This window comes from Micromonospora sp. NPDC085948 (assembly GCF_040686315.1).
In the GTDB taxonomy this organism is placed as follows: domain Bacteria; phylum Actinomycetota; class Actinomycetes; order Mycobacteriales; family Micromonosporaceae; genus Micromonospora.
This window is the reverse complement of sequence record NZ_JBFBJW010000023.1, coordinates 16,935-39,153: the sequence shown is the minus strand read 5'-3', so window position 1 is coordinate 39,153 and position 22,219 is coordinate 16,935. Positions and strand designations below refer to the sequence as shown.

General features: G+C 66.8%; 18 protein-coding genes. 13 read left to right on the top strand and 5 right to left on the bottom strand.

The genetic code is table 11. The features are described from left to right. Positions 1–600 precede the first annotated feature (600 nt). The 3 genes from AB0O48_RS33690 (at position 601) to AB0O48_RS33680 (ending at position 2,023) form a co-directional block, all read left to right on the top strand. Complete coding sequence (locus AB0O48_RS33690) at positions 601–933, top strand: hypothetical protein (RefSeq protein WP_365069934.1); 333 nt, start codon at positions 601–603, stop codon at positions 931–933. Next, entirely contained in the window at positions 930–1,370 is a 441-nt protein-coding gene (locus tag AB0O48_RS33685) for a MerR family transcriptional regulator (protein WP_365069932.1), read from the top strand. The genes AB0O48_RS33690 and AB0O48_RS33685 overlap by 4 nt, the downstream gene beginning before the upstream one ends. A gap of 308 nt (positions 1,371–1,678) precedes the next feature. Then, positions 1,679–2,023 (top strand): YnfA family protein, encoded by a 345-nt coding sequence (locus AB0O48_RS33680; RefSeq protein ID WP_365069931.1) that lies wholly within the window; start codon positions 1,679–1,681, stop codon positions 2,021–2,023. Positions 2,024–2,163: 140 nt separating this feature from the next. Here the strand turns inward: AB0O48_RS33680 and AB0O48_RS33675 are convergent, their stop codons facing one another. The 3 genes from AB0O48_RS33675 to AB0O48_RS33665 form a co-directional block, all read right to left on the bottom strand. Next, on the bottom strand, positions 2,164–3,228 hold the full coding sequence (locus tag AB0O48_RS33675; RefSeq protein WP_365069929.1) for a site-specific integrase: 1,065 nt from the start codon (positions 3,226–3,228) through the stop codon (positions 2,164–2,166). Next, positions 3,225–3,701: a hypothetical protein gene (locus tag AB0O48_RS33670; RefSeq protein WP_365069927.1), complete on the bottom strand. Its 477-nt coding sequence runs from the start codon at positions 3,699–3,701 to the stop codon at positions 3,225–3,227. Before AB0O48_RS33670 ends, AB0O48_RS33675 begins: the two co-directional genes overlap by 4 nt. A gap of 356 nt (positions 3,702–4,057) precedes the next feature. Then, positions 4,058–7,627, bottom strand: a complete 3,570-nt coding sequence (locus AB0O48_RS33665; protein ID WP_365069925.1) for an NACHT and WD repeat domain-containing protein — start codon at positions 7,625–7,627, stop codon at positions 4,058–4,060. 438 nt (positions 7,628–8,065) lie between these two features. On the opposite strand from AB0O48_RS33665, the gene AB0O48_RS33660 reads away from it, so the two are divergent. Both AB0O48_RS33660 and AB0O48_RS33655 read left to right on the top strand, forming a co-directional pair. Continuing rightward, positions 8,066–10,423: an AAA family ATPase gene (locus AB0O48_RS33660; RefSeq protein ID WP_365069923.1), complete on the top strand. Its 2,358-nt coding sequence runs from the start codon at positions 8,066–8,068 to the stop codon at positions 10,421–10,423. 31 nt (positions 10,424–10,454) lie between these two features. Next, the gene (locus tag AB0O48_RS33655) at positions 10,455–10,865 is read left to right on the top strand and encodes an Imm1 family immunity protein (RefSeq protein ID WP_365069921.1); all 411 of its coding nucleotides are present in this window, start codon (positions 10,455–10,457) and stop codon (positions 10,863–10,865) included. Positions 10,866–11,341: 476 nt separating this feature from the next. Here the strand turns inward: AB0O48_RS33655 and AB0O48_RS33650 are convergent, their stop codons facing one another. Then, entirely contained in the window at positions 11,342–11,974 is a 633-nt protein-coding gene (locus AB0O48_RS33650) for a class I SAM-dependent methyltransferase (protein ID WP_365069919.1), read from the bottom strand. Positions 11,975–12,042: 68 nt separating this feature from the next. On the opposite strand from AB0O48_RS33650, the gene AB0O48_RS33645 reads away from it, so the two are divergent. The 3 genes from AB0O48_RS33645 (at position 12,043) to AB0O48_RS33635 (ending at position 13,470) form a co-directional block, all read left to right on the top strand. Next, on the top strand, positions 12,043–12,408 hold the full coding sequence (locus AB0O48_RS33645) for a metalloregulator ArsR/SmtB family transcription factor (protein WP_365069985.1): 366 nt from the start codon (positions 12,043–12,045) through the stop codon (positions 12,406–12,408). Further along, a complete protein-coding gene (locus AB0O48_RS33640; RefSeq protein ID WP_365069917.1) occupies positions 12,405–13,073 on the top strand; it encodes a cation transporter in 669 nt (222 codons plus the stop codon). Before AB0O48_RS33645 ends, AB0O48_RS33640 begins: the two co-directional genes overlap by 4 nt. Before the next feature lie 241 nt (positions 13,074–13,314). After that, positions 13,315–13,470: a hypothetical protein gene (locus AB0O48_RS33635; RefSeq protein WP_365069915.1), complete on the top strand. Its 156-nt coding sequence runs from the start codon at positions 13,315–13,317 to the stop codon at positions 13,468–13,470. On the opposite strand, the gene AB0O48_RS33630 is transcribed toward AB0O48_RS33635, so the two are convergent. Beyond that, entirely contained in the window at positions 13,455–14,363 is a 909-nt protein-coding gene (locus AB0O48_RS33630) for an MFS transporter (protein WP_365069913.1), read from the bottom strand. The genes AB0O48_RS33635 and AB0O48_RS33630 overlap by 16 nt on opposite strands. 1,326 nt (positions 14,364–15,689) lie before the next feature. Here AB0O48_RS33630 and AB0O48_RS33625 point away from each other — a divergent pair. The 5 genes from AB0O48_RS33625 to AB0O48_RS33605 all read left to right on the top strand — a co-directional run bounded on the left by AB0O48_RS33625 (position 15,690) and on the right by AB0O48_RS33605 (position 22,092). Then, the gene (locus AB0O48_RS33625) at positions 15,690–17,114 is read left to right on the top strand and encodes a cation:proton antiporter (protein WP_365069911.1); all 1,425 of its coding nucleotides are present in this window, start codon (positions 15,690–15,692) and stop codon (positions 17,112–17,114) included. 507 nt (positions 17,115–17,621) lie between these two features. Further along, positions 17,622–18,761, top strand: coding sequence for an acyl-CoA dehydrogenase family protein (locus AB0O48_RS33620; RefSeq protein ID WP_365069910.1), 1,140 nt, complete (start codon positions 17,622–17,624; stop codon positions 18,759–18,761). Next, complete coding sequence (locus tag AB0O48_RS33615; protein WP_365069908.1) at positions 18,758–20,242, top strand: amino acid adenylation domain-containing protein; 1,485 nt, start codon at positions 18,758–18,760, stop codon at positions 20,240–20,242. The genes AB0O48_RS33620 and AB0O48_RS33615 overlap by 4 nt, the downstream gene beginning before the upstream one ends. A gap of 210 nt (positions 20,243–20,452) precedes the next feature. Further along, complete coding sequence (locus AB0O48_RS33610; RefSeq protein ID WP_365069906.1) at positions 20,453–20,737, top strand: hypothetical protein; 285 nt, start codon at positions 20,453–20,455, stop codon at positions 20,735–20,737. Positions 20,738–20,745: 8 nt separating this feature from the next. Further along, on the top strand, positions 20,746–22,092 hold the full coding sequence (locus AB0O48_RS33605) for an NAD(P)/FAD-dependent oxidoreductase (protein ID WP_365069904.1): 1,347 nt from the start codon (positions 20,746–20,748) through the stop codon (positions 22,090–22,092). Positions 22,093–22,219: the final 127 nt, after the last annotated feature.

The window sequence follows — 22,219 nt, the reverse complement described above, 5'->3', positions numbered from 1 at the left end:
CCTGGTGGTGCGCGTCCTCGTGCGACATCCTCATCGCCTCCTCACCCTCAAGATACCCCGGGGGGTATAGACGTCTAGGCGTGTCGATGTTCCGCACGTCACCCACGTGAACTCAGCATTTGTCAACGACGCAGGACAAGAGACCGCAGTTCGCCACCTCGCCACGAAAGGAGTTAGTGCGTGCCCTAGCTGTGGACAGACACGATCGAGGCGCACCGCGGTGCGCGACGCCGCCCTGGACGCCGCCACGGCACTGATCGCCGAGCATGGGTTGACCGCGCTCAGGATGTCGCGCATCGCCGAGACCACCGATCCGTCAGGACATCGCACCCGAGGAGCTCGCGGCTTTCGCCCTGAACGCCCTCTCAGCCGACGGCACCGCAGAGCACCTCGTCACACTCACCATTGACGCCATGCAAGCCCAAGGCTAAGCGCGGACCAGACCGTCGAGCCGGGCCGGCGACGAGGCACCGTCGCAGGCAGAATCATCGGCGACGATTGGCGCGCAGGAAGTTAGTTGCGGCGCCACGGCGACTTCGTCGAGCTCGCCGAGCATTTGGCTTGCATCCGGTACCCCGGTACAGCCTTACCGTCATGGGTATGAGCAGCGATGACCAGACGTGGGTGCCCGAGGCGTGCACCTTGCCGAGCGTGCAACGGCCGCTGCGGCTGGCCGAGTTCGACGACCTGTTCGCCACCGCCCTCCGAGAGCAGCAACGGCTGTCCCCCACCCACCTGCGGTGGTGCCTCGACCCGGCCGCCGAGACGACCGCCCGGGACCTGACCGCCCGGGAAAGCTCCTGCTGCTCGTTCTTCTCGTTCACCCTCGCCGGCGACGCCGGCGTGCTGCGCCTCGACGTGCAGGTGCCGGCCGCGCACGTCGAGGTCCTCGACGCGCTCGCGCAGCGGGCGGCTGCCGGGATGACGGCATGAGCGGGCTGCGCACCGCCCAGGTCGCCGCAGCGGCCGGAGTGAACCCACAGACCCTGCGCTACTACGAACGCCGCGGACTGCTCGCCCAACCCGAGCGCAGCCTCGGCGGACACCGCCTCTACCCCGCCGAAACGGTCACCGTGCTGAGGGTGATCAAAGCAGCGCAGCGGCTCGGATTCACCCTCGACGAGGTCGCCGACCTGCTCGACGCAAGCCAGCACCGCCACGGCTCCGACGCCGGCCTGCAAGCCCGCGCCCGAACAAAGCTCGCCGACGTCGAGGCGAAGATCGCCGACCTGCACGTCATCGCCGACACCCTGCGCACCGCGGTGGACGCCGGCTGCGACGACCTCATCACCTGCGCCGGCCAGCCGTGCTGCCCCATCCCGTTCGCCACCATCGCCGTTGCAGGAGCCCCCGATGCCGAAAACGATTGACCAGATCGTTTCCCGGGCCCGCCGCGGGCTGCCATTCGGCCTGACCAGCCTTGCCGGGCTAGCCTGCGCGGCGTGCTGCGCCATCCCACTGCTGCTCGCCGCCGGGATCCTGTCCGGTGCCGGCTGGGCCGCCGCTCGTGCATGGATGCCCGGCATCGCCATAGCCCTCGCCACCCTGGCCGGAGGAGCCTGGTGGTGGGCGAGCTGGCGCTCCCACCGCGGCGGCTGCGCCGGCACAAGCGACTGCCGATGCTCAACCGGATCACCGGCATGACCGCAGGCCACCGACAGCCCGGTACGGTCCACCGATGACCGTCGTCCGCTCGATCCTGCTGTTCATCGTCGCCGCTCTGTTCGAGATCGGCGGGGCGTGGCTGATCTGGCAGGGCTGGCGCGAGCACCGCGGCCTGTGGTGGATAGCCGCCGGAGTCATCGCCCTCGGCGCGTACGGATTCGTCGCCACATTCCAGCCTGACCCGAACTTCGGGCGGATCCTCGCCGCCTACGGTGGCGTGTTCGTCGCCGGCTCCCTCGCCTGGGGCGTGATCGTCGACAAGTTCCGGCCCGACCGGTGGGACGTTGTCGGCGCCGGCATCTGCCTGATCGGCGTCGCTCTGATCATGTACGCGCCCCGGTCCCAGGGCGGCTCCTGACGAGGGCGAAGCGACCCCCGTAAATCCTCATCAGGCGTTCGCCGCGACACGCCCGCGCCCCCCATCTGGATAAGGCACCAGCACGTCATCAACCTGACGTTGAGAGGCGTGTGGCTCGGCAACGGTAGCGCTCGAGCCGCTCACGTTCGCCGGCTCGGCGGCTCGTCAGGCTGCGCGGGTGGCCACTGAATTTCTCGCTCTTCGGTGGCCAGTGGGTGTGGCTGACCGGTGAGGGCGGCCAAGGCGGTGGCGACAGTGTGCAGGTCGGCTTTGATGTAGGTGGTGGTGGCAGGTCCGCGGCGGTCGGTATGGCCGGCGTAGGCGCGGGCCACGCCGTAGCCGAAGTGCCGCTCGACCCAGGTGAGGGTGGTGTGGCGCAGCCAGTGCGTGGAGATGCCGTGGGCCGCGACCCACGGTAGCTGCCGGCCGATGCGTTTCCACAGCAGGTCGTATCGGCGGTAGGTGGCGGGACAGCTATTGCGGTAGCGCAGCAGCGCGTCGGTGGGCAGCACCGCCCCTCGGGCCCGGGCGTGCTCGATCAGACGGGCGCCGAGCATCGGAGTGATCGGTTGCCAGCGGTGCGTGCCACCCTTCTCCGTCAACCGGATCAGCGCGTGGTCGACGTCGAGGTCGACGAGGCGCAACGCGAGGGCGCCGCCGCGACGGCACGCGGTTTCGGTGTGCAGGCGCAGCAGCAGCGCGTCGAGCACGATGTCGTTACCGCCGCTGCGGGCGGCGGCGTTGATGTCGGACAGTTCGTCGGGGGTGAGCGCGCGACGGGTGTTGGGCAGCCGGCGAGGTTTGCGGACCCGGTGAGCGGGGCTGTCGGCAGCCGCGAGGTAGCCGTCGGCGATAGCGCGGTTGTAGAAGGCGCGGGCTGCGGCGATGAGATGCTCACCGGCGTGCCGGCCATGGCGCGAGCTACGGCGAGATCGGGCGCCGGCGGCGGCCTGTCGCATGAGGGCTTCGATGTCGCTGGCCCGCACCGCATCGATACGCCACTCGCCGAGGGCAGCGGCCATGCGTCGCCAGGAGCTGCCGTAGGTGCGTCGGGTTCCCGGGCTCGCCGCCGCGACAACAGCTGGAAGGTACTCGGCGACTGTCGGCACGGCCGGTGGATCGGTGCCCGTGAGGTCGGCGGCGGTGAGGCCGAGATGCGCGAGGAGCGCCCGGGCGGTGGCGACACGATCGGGATCCGTGGTCATGAGGGCTCTGCGAGGATGCGGGCGTGCAGGTCGGCCAGGACCGCCGTGACGGTGTTTGAGGGGTGCACGACGATGCGGTTCTGGCGGGGCAGGGCGGCCAGGAGGACGGGTTCGCCGGCGGCGATGCCGCACAGGTGCCGGGCGGCGGCCGGTAGGGGCAGCTCCCCCCGGGCGCCCACGACATACGCGCCATCGGCGGCCGGGGTGATCAGGATTGCGCCGCTCATGACCTCGACGTACAGCGCGAGGCCCGGTGTCCAACTCAAGGCCCGCAGCAGTGCACGAGCGGTGACGCGGCCGGCGGCGTCGGGTCGGCCCACGTCGAACAGCACGCCATCACTGATGCGGGCGGCGGGCGCGGGCAGTGTCGGCAGCGGCGCCGGCTCCGGCGAGGCGACCGGCAGTGGGGTGGGAACGAGCGCCTCGACGAGCTGCTCGTCGGGCCAGCGAGGACGCGGGCGGTCGAGATTCACCTGGGCCCCCGCCAGCGCGAGGGCGAGGGTGTCAGCGCAAGTGGCGCCGGCTCCTTGGGGTCGGTGCGCACATATGAGTCGTCGCGGCTCGAGTCCCCACGCGAGAGGGAGTTGATCTCGCGTGGATGTCCACGAACTGTGGTGTCCGAGGGGGGATCGAACTCTTGTACGCATCATATGTGCACCATTCTGGGGTGCACATGCTCATAGGTTACGGTACGGCCAGGACTAGCTCAATACTGGGCGCCATAACCATGTGTAAGTGTACAGCCGACGAGTTGGACTCAGTCCGCCACGGCCTCTGTGTCTGAGATCGGCGGGCCACCACGAGAGCCGTTTTGCACGCTGGTGAACTCTCAGTCGACTGGCTTCCGTGGCAAGCCATATCGTTCGCGTTCTTCACTGTTAAGCGCACGGGGGTCACTGCCTTCAGCCGGAACCTGCGCAGGGTTATTGCATACGTCCCAGCTCATGATCGTGCCGTCGTCGTAGGCGATGATGAGGGCGTCTTGCCACGACAGGCTTCGCACTACCCCACGAGGTATGTCAAGTACGCCGAGAGGCCGTCCCTCTTGAGCGCGCCAGATGTAGAGCATGTAGTCATCGCTGATGGTCGCGAGACGGTGCCCGTCGGTTGCCCAGGTAAGGGTTTCGACGTTGCCCGTATGGCCGAGACAGCGTGAGCCGACTTGCTTCTGCGCTACGTTCCAGATTTCGACGTGGTTGCCGACGGCGGCGGCGAGTCTGGTGGAGTCATCCGACCAGGCCAGGGCTGCTACCTCGTCGGGCCCTTCGGTTCGCCATTGGTGGACGAGGGTGTAGTCGTCTCCTCGCCACAAGCTCACGTTGTGCTTGCCGGCGACTGCAGCTATGAGGCTGGAATCCGGGGACCAGGCAATCGTTCCTGTGCTGTCTTCGCCTCCGTCGAGAACTGCTAGGCGCTGCGCTTTCGCCACGTCCCAGACCGAGAGAGCGGGTGGTGTTCTGCCGAAGAAGCAATGAGTATGGACAGCCAGCCGTGAGCCGTCGCCGGACCAGGCGAGTCCATAAACCCATGGAAGTGGCGTCGATGTCGCTACGTGTCTCGGAGTTTGTCGCGGTTGCGCGCCCCACTGCATCCGCGAGACACCGGACCGCGCGTCCCACACGGTGACCTGCTCTTGCATCGCGGTGGCAACCAGGTCACCTAGTGGTGAAAACGCGATCGACAGGCAATCGTCGTCCCCGAGCCGCAGCGGCGGCGTCACCTCGTCCACTTCGATGATCTCTGGCGTCGTTCCGAGCCGCTTTACAGTGACGCGCCTGAGGTCCGGCGACCAAGAAATCTCTCGTAGGCTTCCGGTGGGCAGGCGGCGGAAGCTTCGGCCGATGACGTCCCACATCTCGACATTGTGAAATGAGGTTCCCAAGCCGATTCGTTTACCATCGGAAGACCAGGCAATCGTGCTGATCTGGTGAGGGCGCGCCCGCCGCTCAACGGTCCTGCCGCTTCCGACGTCGAACAAGGCCACGCGATTATGGTCTCGCGTTCGACGCAAGGCGTAGGCGATGACATCCTCGACAGGTGACCATGCCATGGTTTCGGTCATGCCCGGCGGTGCGCTTTCGGCGGCCTGGCCCGTGTCGGTGTTGTAAATCCACAGCGTGCGGCGCGTCGATGCGACGATCTCAGTGCGGCGCATTGTGAATGCCGGAGCGGCTGAGACGGCGAGTCGGATTCCGTCGGGTGCCCAGCACACCACCGGGTCTGACCACGCTACCTGCTGTCGCAGGACTTCCGACGCCTGCTCGCCGATGCTGACCACGAGCAGCAGGTCGTCTGAGGCGATGGCCAGCCGGTCACCCTGCGGGGACCATGCTGTGGCGCGAACGTGTGCGGCCGGGATGCTGGTGACCAACTGTGGGACGTCGTCGTCTAAGCAGCAGACGTCAACGGTCCGGTAGTCGAACTGGCCCGCGAAACAGACATCGTCGCGCCACGAGAATGAGTCGAGCGATGCTGCAAAACTCCCCCTTCGGCTGCCCAGGGTGTAGCCATCCGCGACGCGCCAGAGCGTGGCACCTCGATCGTGCCCGGTGAGGGCGAGGGTGCCGCTGGCACTCAGCAGTGTGTGCCCGTACCCATCCCGGTCAGCGGCAAAGGTGACCTCGGCAAGGCGACCGGCGTCGTCCCAGGTGCAGACGCGCCCCGTCTTGTCGGCGGTGCGCAGGCCCTGATTGTCGGGCAACCAGACTCCAGAGGTGATGCCGGTGGTGTGCCCTATGGTGAGGTGCCGTGTTCGCGAGGTTGCGGTCAGGGCCCAGCGCGTCGTCGTTGCTGCCGGGGTGGGTGGCAACTCGTGTAGCGCGGTGTGGGCCAGTGCCACGGCCAGTTGAGGGTCCTGCCGGCGCACCTGTTGTGCCAACTCGGCGATCCGCTCGGACTGTCGGACGCGGTCCTGGTGGTCGGACTCCCGGGAGGCGTCGAGCAGGCGTCGGGCTGCAGTGGAGACGGGCACTTCAGCTGCGAGCGCAAGAGCATCGGCGAGCGTTCGGCCGCGCAAGAGGTCGTCTGTGTGTGGGTCCGCTTGCCATGCTGCCGCGCGGTGCTCGAGCCTGGTGATGCGGTGCAGGCGCTCCTCGTTGGCGGTGATCAGCGAGGCGAGTCGTCGCCACTGGCGGAACAGGGCGTCGTGGGTCAATTCGAGGCAGGTGCCGTCCTCGACGTCGATGATCAGACGGGCTGCCCTGAACTCCTCAAGAATGCTCGCTGCGGTGGTATCGAGGTCAGATCGCTCGATCGCCTTTCGTACGGTTTCGCTACCTTCCATGCCGATGCCGCGCAGCAGAGCAGAGTCGACAGTCTGTTGGGGGTAGCGCTCGGTGAGGGATTCGTAGATCTGCTCGGCGTGAGCTGCGATAGCGCCGCCGACCTCCCCCGCCTGTTCGTACTGGGCCACCGTGATGTGTTGGCGATCGGACTGCAGGTGCAGACGTTGCAGCAGGTGGCTGAGCAGGGGAAGCGCGTCACCGACCGTGGCATCGGCGGTCATGCGGTCGATGAGGTCGTCCTCGAACGTGAGTCCGGCAGCCCGGGCAGGCCCCGCGATGGCCTGTCGGATGCGGGCCGGATCCAGCAGACCGATGGCCACCGGTCGGGTGATGAAGCCAGCCTGCTGATCGGTGAGCCGGCGGCGGAACTCGGGCCGAATCGCCACCAGCAGGCGCAGTTCCGGCAGCACCGTCAGCGTTCGGGTCAGCAGGCTCCACCACTGGGCCCGGTCATGCTCGCCGGTCATCGTGTACAGGTCTTCGGCCTGGTCGACAACGAGCAGTACAGGGCCGCGGGCGGCGGCGAGGAAGCTTGGCACAACCCCGAGTGGGGCTTCCGGAGAGGCTGCTTCTTCCCGCAGCAGTCGCGCCGTCTCCAGTACAGCCTTTGGGCCATCCTCTAGAGCCGCGGCGAGGCTCATGAACGGGTCGGAGGCCGGACGTAGCGGACCCACCAAGGTCCAGCGCCGTGGTACTCGAGCGATGACACCCGCGCGGATCAGCGAGGACTTGCCCACCCCCGACGGGCCAACGATAGTGACGATCCGGGTCGCCGGCGCCGGCCCGGAGCGCTCCAGTCGGTTCAGTACGTCCCTTGCTTCGCGGTCGCGGCCATAAAAGACACTCGATCGCTCCACCGTGAACGGCGCGAGACCAGGGTATGGGCTTTCCGCGCCGCGCCACGTCACCGCTGTGCGGCGATGGACGAAGAAGCGCCAGCTGAGCCACAGGACGACGCAGAGTGGGAGCCACAGGTAGGCGTAGTCAAGGACAAACCGCCACGGCCCACGCCAGCTGTCCGTTCGCGCCGTCACGATGTTGATGGCCAGGCCGACGGCGATCGTGCCCAGCAGGGCACCGGACTCGCGACGGTACTCCCTTAGTGCCCGCCCCACATGGTCATCGCACTACGAGAAGGCACTGCTCGCCAGCGCGTGGCGGATAGCCGACAGAGACAGACACCAACCACGGCCGGGACTGGACTCTCACCCTTGACGCGGCTAAGCCCGGATCTCGATCAGCGGCACCGCGAAACCGAGGGATTGCACTGAGACGTGCGGCTCTCCCTGTGGCTGACCGAGACACCCCACCGTCGCAGCTTCCTCATGTCGTGATGAGGTGCCACGGCTTGCCGAGGGCGACACGACGGAAGGCGTCGATCTCGCGTAGGTGGACGTCGTGCACCGGACGCCACCCAACTTCCATCGCGGAATTGACGCGCGCCGTGAGCCGCGACCTCCACTACCGCCACCTTCAGGAGGGTGCGCTGTCGTACCTCCCCAGTAACAGGACCGGTCGTCACGCTTAGCCGCCCGGACCGAGAGGGGCCATCGGTGTTCATCTCTGCGGCCTATATCCGCTTCTTTCGCTCGTTCAACTTTGACTATCTACGGAAGGCACACCGTGACTTCGAGCCCAATCCGTGGGATGTGCTCGAACCCGACGGGCTGCAGTATCCGTTCGTCAAGGTGTCGCTGGAGCGCGACGTCACCACTGTGGTGGGAGCGAACGAGTCGGGTAAGAGCCAGTTACTGACGGCGATCAAGCACGGGCTCACCGGGAAGGGGATTGAGCGGGGTGACTTCTGCCGCTACTCCCAGTTTTTTGCTGTGAAGAAGGCGATGGCGTTCCCCGACTTCGGGCTCGAGTTCAAGCACCTGGGTCCCACCGACCTGGAGTCGCTGGCGAAGGCATGCAAGACGAAGCTCGACGACGGCACCGAGAGTTTTTGGATGTTCCGGATCGGTGGGAAGGACCCCGTCGTGTACGTCCGGCAGGGCGACGACTGGGCCAAGTATCCCGTCAAAGACAAGAAGCTCCTCGACGCACTCCTCCCGCAGCCGTTCGAGATCGACGCGACAGTCGCGCTGCCACAGAGTGTTCCGATCAAGTATCTGGCTGACGCCGAGCGTTCTCTGCGGACGAGTCCCCGAAAGACCCGTCTAGGCTTGGTGAACCAAATCCTGGAGAATGGGCCGTCTTGGTTTGGTTCGGCTGAAGGCGTCTCGGCGGCCACACCGACGCTCATCAGCGCGTTTTCCACCGCGAACACCCAGGATGCCGAGCACGACAAGCAGCTCGCTCTCGCCGACGACCTGTTGCTCAAGGTCGCTGGAATCGATCGGACCGCCTTCCAGGAACTCCTCAACGCTGTCGAGGAAGGCAAGGACGGCTTCGCGAACGGCATCGTGGAGCGGATCAACCGTGGGCTCTCCGGTGCGTTGAATTTCCCGAAGTGGTGGTCGCAGGACCTGCATTTCCAGCTCTTGGTGACCCTACGCGACCAAGACCTAGTGTTCACCATCCGCGACCGGACCGGCACGGAGTACTCCGCAGACGAGCGCAGCGGGGGCTTGAAGTACTTCCTGAGCTATTTCGTGCAGTACCTCTCGCACGAACCACCCAAGTCAGGCGCTCGCGAAGTGCTTCTGATGGACGAACCGGACGCCTACCTGTCCAGTACAGGACAACAGGACCTGCTGCGAATCTTCGAGGACTTCGCCCACCCGCAGGACCCGACCCGCACGGCCTGCCAGGTCGTCTACGTCACGCACTCCCCGTTCCTCATTGACAAGAACCATGGTGATCGGATCCGCGTCCTGGAGAAAGGTGAAGGCGACGAGGGCACCCGCGTGGTGCGCAACGCGGCTCGTAATCATTACGAACCGCTGCGCTCGGCGTTCGGCGGGTTCGTGGCGGAGACCACGTTCATCAGCAACTGCAACCTGATGCTGGAGGGCATGTCTGACCAGGTCATGCTGGCCGGCATGTCGGCGCGGCTGCGCCGACAGAGGACCGCGTCGACGGACAGCCTCGATCTCAACGCCGTGACGCTCGTACCGGCCGGGTCCGCGCCGCACATCCCCTACCTGGTGTACCTAGCGCGGGGCCGTGACGTGGACCGACCCGCCGTGATCGTCTTGCTCGACAGCGACGCCTCCGGAAACCAAGCGGTGAAGGCACTTAAGAAGGGCCCCAACGGCAAACCGGTGATCGATGCCAAGTATGTCCTGCAGCTGGGTGATCTCCCAACCGATGCTCTGGTCAGCACCCTCCCGGCTGGCGTAGTCGCCATTGAGGACCTCATTCCACTGCCGATCTGCATCGAAGCCGTCAAACGCTACGCCAACGAGTTCCTCGACCCCACCGAGGCGGCCAAGATCGGCACCCTCAAGCCGAAGGACGTGAACTTCGAGGGTTGCTCGGGCACCCACGACGCGCTGGAGCAGGCCGCCACGGCGAAGCTCGTGGGATTCCATTTAGACAAAGTTGGCTTCGCCCGCAGCGTTCTTCAGGCAGTGCGTGAAGACAGCACTCTCACGGCTGCGGCCGAGGTTCTGGACGCAAACTTCCGGGTCCTGTTCCGTGAGCTCGGTCGCAGACAGCGCCAGGCCATGCGGGAGATCACCACGGAGAAGACCAGCGCCAAGATCAAACGCATCAAGCGGTCGTTCTTGCTGGACCATCCCATCACCGCCGACAGGGCACAGGCCACGCTGCTGCTCGAGGAGGCCGAAGCCGCCCTAGACAACTCCGTCGATGCCGAGGAACTGAAAAGTCATATCCGGACGATGCGACGCGACTTCGAACTCGACGACGATCCGACCGAGCCAATCAACGACTTCGCTGCCTTCCGGGACGCCCTTGAGGCACTCGTGTACCGAGAGGTCAATGAGGTCCAAGAACCGTAAGTCGTGAGCGCCGCGATGAGGGGATCCGGCGATGAGCATCGACATCACCTGGCGACGCGGCGACGGTGCCGCGTCGGTCAGTACCATCGCTGAACTCGACGCCATGCTGGACACGATCAGTCAAGCTCACACCGAGCAGATGCCCTACTGCGTCACTCTCGTCGCTCCCGGTGGGGCCGAGTTTCCCGTCATGCTCGGCATCTGCATCGGGCGCCCCGATCGGTCGTTGGGCTATCACGTCGCCGCCGACGGCAGCGCTTGGGGTTACCAGCCGGACCTCGAACCCGGGCCCGCGTTCACCTTCGGCTACGCCGGCACGCCCACCGACGCGTGGCCCGAACGCACCCGCGTCAGCGACGCGACCGCCCGGCAAGCGGCACGACAGTTCCTGACCAGCGGCGGGCAACGACCCCCCGCCCTGGCCTGGGAGGCCGTCGAATAGCTCCGAGCCTGTGGTTGGGTCGCGAGGCAGGTGCCGCGACCAAGGTAGTGCGTGGGCCGCGGGCCTGGGCCTGACCGCGTGCGGTGACCCCCGGAGCCGACTCACCCGGAGCACCGCACGCGGCTACCCGCCCTTACTCGGATATAGGTGAGACGGCGAGGTTCGCCTGCGACCATCGGCCGGCATGATCTGCCAAACGGGCCAGCGGATGGGCCTGGCCGGTCATGGCCGACAGCGTATTGGCCACGTCGTGCAGATCAGACTTGATGTAGGTGGTGGTGGAGGAGTCTGGGCTGTCGGTGTGGCCGGCGTAGGCGCGGGCGATGGCTTAGCAAGAGGTGTGGCGGCGGCTCGTGACTGGTGGTTTCGCGACCCGGTAGGCAGGGCTGGCAGAGCGTCGATGAGACCATCGGCGATGGCCGGGGTGTTGGCCGACTTCCAGCGAAACTCAACGATTAGGGCGGAGGCGGTGAGGTCTATGTGCGGCGGGCCGCGCCGATGAGGTAGTCGCCGCGGATACGGGTGAAGGATCGTGCCTCGACCTGGAGCCCGACGTCGTGGCAGGCGGCGGTGAACTGTTCGGCGGTGAACCGGTCATGCTCGGGGTGGTCGAACAGCAGCCGGTAGGTGGGTCTGGCGAGGGCGTGAGCGGTGACTTCGTCGAAGTAGAAGGTTCCGCCGGGACGCAGCACGCGGGCGATCTCGGTCAGCGCGGCGCGCCAGTCGGGGATGTGGTGGATGATCGCGAAGTCGAACACGGCGTCGTAGCGGGCGTTGCCGGCGCCGAGGGTGGCATGCAGGTCCGCGGCATCGCCTTGGTGCAAGCGGACGCGGTCGCCGTAGGACCCGAGCCGGCGACGGGCACGGTCGATCATGGCGGGGTCGAGGTCGACGGCGTCGACGTGGTGGGCGCCAAAGCGGTCGAGGATGAGCTGGGTGCCGTAGCCGGGGCCGCAGCCGATCTCCAACACCCGGGCGCCAGGCGGTAGCGAGCCGCCGAGGCGTAACAGCCACGGCGTTTCGTACCAGCGTTGCAGCCACCGCCGCGGCGCCGAGTTGATCAGCGCGGTCTCCACCTGATTCATCAACACCGTCGAGACTCCAATCATCGTCAGATCCCGATGACACCGCACTCTACCGATGACACGCCCATGTTCGCTATCGTCGTGCAGTGACGATGAATGAGGGGGCGCGGGTCGCGCCCCGCTGCTCGGATGACCTGGCGCCGGCTGCCGCGCTGTTCCGGGGTCTGGCCGACCCCACCCGGCTGGCGATCCTGCGGCGACTCGCCGACGGGGAGTTGCGGGTGGTGGACCTGACCGGCGAGCTCGGTCTGGCGCAGTCGACGGTATCGGCGCACCTGGCGTGCCTGCGTGACTGCGGTCTGGTGGCCGGGCGCCCGGAGGGGCGGCAGATGTTCTACGCCCTGGCCCGCCCGGAGCTGCTGGATCTGCTGCGCGCTGCCGAGCACCTGCTCGCGGCCACCGGCGAGGCTGTGGCGCTGTGCCCGGCTTACGGCTGTGCGACGGAGGACAACCGATGAGCACCGTCAAGCCGGCCGACTTGAGCCCGGCCGAGGCCGAACGACTTACCCGGCGAGGGCTGCGCCTGGCGCAGTTCACCGTCGCCTACAACGTCGTCGAAGGCGCTGTGGCGATCACCGCCGGGCTGCTCGCCGGGCTGGTGTCGCTGGTCGGGTTCGGCCTGGACTCCGGTATCGAATCGGCGGCGTCGGTGCTGGTCGGCCTACGGCTGGCGGCACGGCTGCGCCACGGCGAGGCCGACGAGGCCGACGAGGCCAAGGAACGCCGCACCCTCAAGGCAGTCGCGGTGACGTTCTTCGTGCTCGCGGCCTACGTGCTGTTCGAGGGGGTACGCAGCCTGATCGGCGGAGAGGAGCCGGACACCTCGGTCGTCGGGTTGGTGTTGCTGGTCGCGTCGGTGGTGATCATGCCGGTGCTGGCCGCGGCGAAAAAGCGGGTCGCGATGCAGCTCGGCGGGGACCAGCTGATCCTGGCCGACGCCGCCGAGACGAAAATCTGCGTGCTGCTGAGCATCTCCACCCTGCTCGGGCTGGGCCTGTACGCGCTGACCGGCGCGGCCTGGCTGGACCCGGTAGCCGGGTTCGTCATCGCCGCATTCGCCATCCATGAAGGCCGCGAAGCGTGGGAAGGCGAACTCGTCGAGAACGACGACGATGACGACTGAGGTCCCACCGGTTCGCTTCGCCCTGGCGTGGCGGCGCAGCGGATCTCGGCGGCGGGGATCGCGGCCGGCGACGGGCTCCGGATCGGCGTTGTGGCTGCATCTGAGCTACAAACCCGGTCAGCGTTCAGCATCGACGCCGACGGCCCGGCGTGGGTGCTGCCTGCCCTGGCCGACCGGGATCGGCGAGCTGGTCGTCAGCGACCATATCGACGTACAGGGTGGCCCTCCTTCAACCTCGCCGATGCCACCCTGTACGTCGCCGTCCTGCGGTCACCTCGCCGCGCGAACCGGCACCGCAGGCCGCGCCACCGACCGGAGCGCCATGATCCGCATCGCGGCGTTGGTGCTGTACGTGCTCGGGTTGACGATCGCGGCTGACGCCTACCTGGTCACCTGATCGAGGGAGTTGGCGGTCGGTCGATCGCTAGCTTTGGCGGGCATGAACAGCATTGTCGCGACGGCGCCAAGCGCGGCGACGAGGGCGCAGGCGAAAAGCACGTAGACCATGGCATCGACATAGGCGAGGCCCGCGGCGTCGGCGAGCACCGGTAGTTCCAGACGGTGCGCGACGGCCATCGTTCCGGCGATCGATTGTGTCGCGGCTTCGACGGCTGGCACCGGCAGGCCGGTGGGGTCGATGCGGTCCCGGTAGGTGGTGGACAACAGGCTGCCGAGCAGGGCAACGCCGAGGGCGCCGCCGGTTTGGCGCATGGTCATGGTGATGGCGATGCCGGCGCCGGAGCGTTCGGCTGGCATGACGGCGAGCACCGCGTCCATGGAGGGGGCGAGGGTGGCGCCGATACCGAGGCCGACGATCGCGTACCAGGTCGCGATGAATCCATAGCTGCTGGTGGTGTCTGTCAGGGCGCCGGTGAGTAGTCCGGCGGTGGTGATGGCAAGGCCGGCGAGGATCGGCGTGCGATGACCGGTGCGGGTGGTGAGGCGGGTGGCGATGCCGGCGCCGGCGACGAGGCCGCCAATGAGGGGTAGTAGCCGCAGCCCGGTGTCGAGGGCGTCGAAGCCGAGGACGAACGATGGCGCGATCGTAAAGGCGCGGGCGGCGGCGATGAGTTGCTCGCCAGCGTGCCGGCCGCTTCGGGAGTTGCGGCGAGGGCGGGCGTCGGCGGTGGTCTGTCGCATGAGGGCTTCGAGGTCGCTGGCCCGCACCGCGTCAATGCGCCGATCGCCAAGGGCAGCGACCATCCGTCGCGAGGAACTGCCGTAGGTGCGTCGGGTGCCCGGGCTCGCCGCGGCGACGACAGCTGGAAGGTGCTCGGCGACTGTCGGCACGGCAGGCCGGTTACTGCCGCTGAGGTCGGCGGCGGTGGGGCCGAGGTGCTCGGGCGGTGGTGACACGATCGGGATCCGTGGTCATGAGGGCTCTGCGAGGATTCGGGCGTGCAGATCGACCAGGACCGCGGTGAGGGTGTTTGAGGGTGCACGACGATGCGGTTGCGGCGGGGCAGGGCGGCTAGGAGCACGGGTTCGCCGGTGGCGATGCCGCACAGGTGCCGGGCGGCGGCCGGTAGGGGCAGCTCCTCGCGAGTGCCCACGGCGTGCGTGCCATCGGCGGCCGGGGTGATCAGGATTTCGCCACTCGCGACGTCGATGTGCAGGGTGAGGCCCGGTGTCCAGCCCAAGGCCCTCAGCAGTGCACGAGCGGTGACCCGGCCGGCGGCGTCGGGGCGGCCCACGTCGAACAGCACGCCATTGCCCGTGCGGGCGGCGGGCGCGTGCACACCTTGCAAACCACCAGAAATCTGGCCAGCAATGGTTGATTTGGAAGAGTGGTGAATGTACGTCGGCGGTGACGCGGGCTCGGTTCGGATGGCCCTGCCATGACGAATCGCCCCACTTCCGCCTGCTCGCGGACGTCCCGGCCCGCGCTGGTCGGCTTGCACCGTTGGCCATGCTGCTTGTTGCGGTGCTGGCGGACATCGCCTGGGTATGCCCGGTGGCGCGCGGCACCCTCAACCTCGCTGACGGAGTCCCCGCCTGCCGACCGTTCGTGGGCCAAGCCGCAGCGCACCATGGCCAGGCCTCGGTCGCTGCGTCGCCTCGCGGTACCAGTTCGACCCGTGCACGCCGATCGACCGCAGCGAATTATATCCGGACGATCCGGCATCATCGGTCGCACCTGTTGACATTGCCAATTGGCGATGTTCATGATGACCAAGCGACCGTCGGCGGCGTAAACGAAACATGCCAAGCTTCCACGGCCGTGAAGGTGGACGCTGGACCGGCGGCCGGGGGGAGGGCCGGACAGTCACGAGGACGGGTTCCGGCGGCACGGTTCGCGGCGACTGCCTGCCACAGCAAGATCACCCACCGTTCCGTCAACGTGCGAAGGTTTCTCCGCATCGTGCCGCCCCGACGTGCCCTCCGTGCACGGGGACCGTCGCTGGTCGCCGCCGGCATGTGGCCCGCCCAGCTAAAGGAGCGCAGCCGCTGCCCTCCGTCGATCACCGCATTCACCCTGGCTGCGCAGCTCCGCCGCGGCTCAGACCGACCCCCGCCTCGACAGTCCGTCCTCTCGCTCGGCCACACCCTGCACCTGAGGCACTTCCGCCATCCGCATACCGCACCTCTCCGGTGCGGCAGTCCTGGGAGGCTACGTTGGCGCTCGCAGTTCCCGTTGCACCGGTTGCGGCTCATCCGCTGCTGGTGTTCCTCCTCCAGATCAGCCTGCTCCTGTTGCTAGCCCTACTGCTCGGAAGGCTCGCCGTGCGGCTCGGCATGCCGGCGGTCGTCGGTGAGCTGTGCACCGGTGTGCTCCTCGGTCCATCCGTGCTCGATCACCTCGCACCGAGCCTCGCCGGCTGGTTGCTGCCCAAGGACCCAAGCCAGTTCCATCTACTTGACGTGGTCGGGCAGCTTGGCGTGCTGCTGCTGGTCGGCATTACCGGCACCGAGGTCGACGCTGCCCTGGTACGGCGCCGCGGCAGCACGGCCGCGCGCATCAGCGTGGCGGGATTCATCGTGCCGCTGGGTCTGGGTATCGCGACCGGCTACCTGCTGCCGACCTCACTTCTAGCCGACGACGGAGACCGCACCGTATTCGCCCTGTTCCTCGGCGTCGCGATGTGCGTCAGCGCTATACCCGTTATCGCGAAGACCCTGATAGACATGAATCTACTGCACCGTAATATCGGTCAGCTGATCCTGTCCGCAGGCATGGTGGATGACGTCGTCGGGTGGCTGATGCTGTCTGTCGTGTCAGCGATGGCCACCACCGGCCTGCACGCCGGCGAGGTCGGCCTGTCACTGGCCTACCTGGCGGCGGTGCTGATCCTGGCAGCGTTGGTAGGCAGGCCCATCGTCCGCGTCGCACTGCGCATGAGCGCCCGATCGTCCGATTCCGGGCCCGTGGTTGCCACCGCCGTAATCCTCGTGCTGCTGGGTGCCGCTGCTACCCACGCGCTCGGACTCGAAGCCGTGTTCGGGGCCTTCGTCGTCGGCATCCTCATCGGCACCTGTGCCCCGAGTAGCTCGCAGCCCGCCAACACGGCCCTGCGACCGCACATGGCAGATTCCAGCGGGCGGACAAGGCAATTCACTCTCGCCCGGCTCGCCCCGTTGCGGGCGGTCGTGCTCGGTGTACTCGCACCACTGTTCTTCGCCACAGCGGGGCTACGGATGGACCTGACCGCCCTGGCAGAACCAGTGGTCTTCGCCGCCGCGATCCTCGTACTTGCCGTCGCGATCCTCGGCAAGTTCGCCGGTGCGTACATCGGCGCACGGGCCAGCCGAATGAACCGGTGGGAGGCACTGGCACTGGGCGCAGGCATGAACGCCCGTGGTGTCATCGAGGTCATCGTCGCGATGGTCGGGCTCCGCCTCGGCGTCCTAAGCACGGCCGCCTACACGATCATCGTCCTGGTAGCGATCGCGACGTCGCTCATGGCGCCGCCTCTGCTGCGCTACGCCATGCGGCGGGTGGACTACACCTCCGAGGAGCAACTGCGCGAACGCAACCATGACCAGCCCGACGGCGCCGCCTCTACGATTCGGTCCGATCTGGCCGAGGGGCCCGGCACGTGAGACGCGCTCCTGCGACTGGCCAAGCGGCACGGGAACATCGCGCCCATCGCCGCACATGCTCTGCTCCGGCACGCGCAATCGCTGATTGCCCATTGAGGACGGCGCTTCGTGAGCTGGGCAGGTATCGGCGCCACGTGCCCTGTATCGGGCTCATTCGCAGTGTTTGTCGCCCTCGCTGGGCCCCGCTGGCACCAGGCTCGGTCGCCAGGACGCTCTTGACGACCCCGCGCGGAGCCAAGTACGTTTCGATACCGATGACATCGGCTGAGATCATCATCATCCGGTTAACCGGATGTTACGGGGATTCGCACGACCACATGTGACGTCGGGAATGGGACTGGCTCGCCGCAAAGGCGTCAAGCTGGTCACGCACGAGGCATCGCACAGACGCGTCCTCGTCCCCGCCGATCCAGCGAGCATTCAGAAGTGGACTGTTCAGAACCGCGCTGATCGGCAGCCGACGGCGTTCATGGCGGTTCGATGCAACGGGGGAAGGCGTGACAGGCCTTGGACTTCGATCTGACTGCGCAACAACAAGCACGATATGACGATGTGCTGGCCGCGGTACGTGCCAGGCTCGGTACGGTCCGGGAACAGGCCGGCTCCTATTTCAGTCGCGACGACTGGAAAGTCGCAGCCGACATCGGGCTGGTAGGCCTGTGCCTACCCACCGACTGCGGTGGCGGCGGGCTGGGCGCGCTCGATACAGCCCTATGCCTGGAAGCTTTCGGCCGCGGGTGCCCCGACACGGGGTTCGTGTTCAGCATCAGCGCTCACCTGCTGGCGTGTGCCGTTCCTGTACGTGACTTCGGCGACAGCCCGACAGCCGAGCGTTTACTGGCTGGGCTAGCCAGTGGCGAGCTGGTCGCCGCGAACGCGATGACCGAGGACGCAGCCGGGTCCGACGTTGGGCAGCTCGCCGTCACCGCAGACCGGGTGGGCGACGACTACATCCTCAATGGGGACAAGTCATTCGCGAGCAACGGGCCCGCCGCGGACGTCTTCATCACCTATGCAGTGACCAACCCATCCGCGGGTTTCCTTGGCATCACGGCCTTCGCGGTACCCGCTGGGACGGCCGGTGTGGAAGTCGGGCCCCCACTGGGCAAGCTAGGGCTCGCATCCTGCCCGGCCTCACGGGTCGCGTTTCGTGGATGCCGGGTGCCGGAGGCGTATCGGCTCGGCAGTGAAGGACAAGGCAGCGTCATCTTCCAGCACTCGATGGCGTGGGAACGTGGGTGCCTGTTCGCCGCATATCTGGGGCTAATGGAGCGGCAACTGCAGCAATGCACCGAGCACGCCCGCAGGCGGCGTCAGTTCGGACGGGCCATCGGCGACTTCCAGGCCATCTCACATCGCATCATCGGCATGCGGCAACGCCTGGAGAGCAGCCGACTGTTGCTGTACCGGGCCTGCTGGCTGCTGGACGGTGGCCGTGATCACACCACGGCCGTGGCCTTGGCCAAAATAGCGGTCTCCGAGGCTGCCGTCGCCAACAGCATCGACGCAGTGCAAATTTTCGGTGGAGCCGGCTATCTCACCGCCACTGGAGTCGAGCAGCAACTGCGCGACAGCATCCCCGCCACCATCTTTTCCGGCACCAACGAGATCCAGCGCGAGATCATCGCCCGAGAGGCGCGGCTGTGAACCTGCACCAGCTCGTCATCGACATGGCCGCTGCGGAACCCGACAACCTCGCCGTCATCGACGCCGGGCATGCCGTCACTTACCGTGAACTCGACCAGCACGCCAACGCTCTCGCCGCCGTCCTGCGGCACAACGGTGTCGGCCACGGCGACCGGGTGGTTCTCTGGGCGGAGAAATCAGTCACCACGGTCGCAGCCATGCAAGCCGTCCTGCGGCTTGGCGCAGCCTATGTTCCCGCTGAGACCAGCACGCCGATCGCGCGGGTAGCGGCTATGGCTCGAGACTGCGCCGCTTCCGCAGTCCTGACTACGCCGGACTTGTCCGGTCGGATCCGCACCGAACTTGAGCCCAGCACCGTCTGCCTAGATTTTACCGATACGGACTCTCGGGCACAGTCGTTCAATGAACCTGTCGCAGCCGACGACTTGGCGTACATCCTCTACACCTCAGGATCAACCGGCAGGCCCAAAGGCGTATGCGTCAGCCACCGCAACGCCCGCGCCTTCGTCGATTGGGCGGCCACTGAACTGCAGCCCCTGCCCGCGGACCGGTTCGCCAACCACGCCCCCTTGACCTTCGACCTTTCCGTGCTCGACCTGTACGCGGCATTCTCCAGCGGCGCGTGCGTATGCCTGATCCCGACCCACCTGGCTTACGCACCCGCACAACTGGTCCAGCTCTTGCATGACCAACACATCAGCATCTGGTACTCGGTGCCGTCGGCGCTGGCCCTGATGATCCGTGAAGGTGGGCTACTCGACCGGCCCGCGCCGGCGGCCCTGCGGGCGGTGTTGTTCGCCGGTGAGCCGTTTGCCATCACCCACGTGCGTCAACTGGCCGGCTGGACTTCGGCCCGGCTACTGAACCTGTACGGGCCGACCGAAACAAACGTGTGCACCTACCACGAACTTTCCGCCGCAGACCTGGCCCGCGACCGGCCGGTTCCCATCGGCACCGCCGCCTGCGGCGACCGGGTATGGGCGCAAAACGAGAACGGCAGCATCGCCGGGCCCGGCGACGAAGGCGAATTGCTCGTCGAAGGACCCACCGTAATGCTCGGATACTGGGGCCAGCGACGCCATCAAGGACCGTACCGCACCGGCGACCTGGTACGTGTGCTGCCTGACGGAGGATTCGACTTCGTGGGCCGGCGCGATCACATGGTGAAGGTACGCGGCCACCGCGTCGAGCTCGGTGACATCGAAGCGGCCCTAACCACCCACCCCGACGTCGCTGAAGCCGTCGCCGTCGTAACTGGAACCGGCGTGGACGCCCAGCTGACAGCATTCGTGCTGCCACACCCCGATCGGCAGCCGGGGACCCTGGCCCTCAGACAGCACTGCGCACAACAGTTGCCGCGCTACATGCTCGTCGACCATGTCCGAACCGTCACGGAACTGCCGCGCACCCGCAACGGCAAGATCGACCGGTCGGCGCTGCTAGCCATCGCCGCCCCGTCCCACACAGCCCAGGGCACCTGATGTCGGTTGCGACGGCGCAGACATCCCGTTCCGGCCGTGACCCTCCGCCACCGGCAACATGACGCGCACCGGACGCCTTCCCTGCAACCGCGCCCGTCGCGTCCAGCCGCACCTTCGACCACACGCGGCGGCCGTAGCCACCGCTGGGGACCAAGACCCCGATCATCCGGGCGAATCGCACGACATCGACCTCCTGGGAGGACCCAGCACATGACCCATGACGACGTCTCGGCCCAACTCATGGCCTTCATCCGAGAACGGTTCCTGGACGGAGACCAGAAAGACGAACTGCAGCAGAACACACCACTGCTGGAGTGGGGCGTGCTGAACTCGATGAATACCGCCGTCCTGCTGACGTTCATCCGTGAGGAATTGGGCGCCTCCGTACCCGCCAAGTACGTCAACGCAGAGCACTTCAAAGACGTACGCAGCATCACCGCCATGGTGGTTGACCTCACGGCCACCCAACAGATGACCAACGTGGGAACGGAGTGAGTGAGCGCATGGAGCCCGAGTTTGACGTCGTGATCATCGGAGGTGGGCCGGCGGGATCCACCGCCGCCGCCTACCTGGCCAAAGCCGGCCTGTCGGTCGCTGTGTTCGAAGGTGAAAACTTTCCCCGCGAACACGTCGGAGAATCACTGGTGCCGGCAACGACACGGGTGATGCTGGAGACCGGTGCGATGGCGAAGGTCGACCAGGCGGGTTTCCCCCGCAAGTACGGGGCGGCCTGGACCTCCGCCGACACCCGCACCATCGTCGCCAACGACTTCACCAAGCTCGCGCACGATTTCGGCGCGGCGGAAATTCTGTTCAGCGAGCGTGACCAGCCCGGCGTCGACCGCGACTACACCTACCACGTCGACCGCGGCCGGTTCGACCTCATCCTGCTCGAGCACGCGGAAAGCCTGGGCGCCACCGTGCGGCAAGGCACCCGGGTACTCAACGCCGACTTCGACGACCCGGACGGTGTCACCGTAACTTTCCGCAACGGATCGGACGAGTTCACCACCACCGCGCGGATGCTGGTCGACGCGTCCGGCCGGCAAACCATGCTCGGCCGGCAGATGCGGTTGAAGGTCCCCGACCCGGTGTTCAACCAATACGCGATCCACAGCTGGTTCGAGAACCTGGACCGCAAAGCGCTCACCAGCAACCCCGAAAAGATCGACTATATTTACATCCACTTCCTGCCCATCAAGGACACCTGGGTGTGGCAGATCCCGATCACCGACACAATCACCAGCGTCGGTGTGGTGACGCAGAAGCACCGGTTCGCCTCCGCGAACACCGACCGGGACAAGTTCTTCTGGGACTTCGTATCTAGTCGACCCGAACTCGCCGACGCCCTCAAACAGTCCACCCAGGTGCGCCCGCTGAAGGTCGAAGGCGACTACAGCTACGCGATGCGGCAGATCTGCGGTGACCGGTTCGTGCTCATCGGTGACGCCGCCCGCTTCGTCGACCCGATCTTCTCCAGCGGCGTCAGTGTCGCACTCACCAGCGCCAAATTCGCCAGCCGGGACATCATCGCCGCGTTCGAGGCCGGACAATTCACCCGGGACCGTTTCACGGCCTACGAACAGAAACTGCGCAACGGTGTGCGCAACTGGTACGAGTTCATTTCCGTTTACTACCGGCTCAACATCCTGTTCACCTCGTTCGTCCAGGACCCGCGCTACCGCCTTGACGTCGTCAGACTGCTGCAGGGCGACCTGTACGACGAGTCGGAACCCGAGGTGCTACGTGTCATGCGCGAGACCGTGACAGCGGTAGAGAACGACCCCACTCACCTGTGGCATCCGTACCTCGGCACCCTGCGCGCACCCACCGCAGCGCCGGCATTCTGACACACCGCCCCGTTCTTCCGGCTTCCGGGCCTGGTGCCGACCGGCACCGTCTTGACGCGCACCAGGCCCGAGCCTCCACCCCGGACACGACAACTTCCCGTCACCACCCCCCTATCCGATGGCGTGG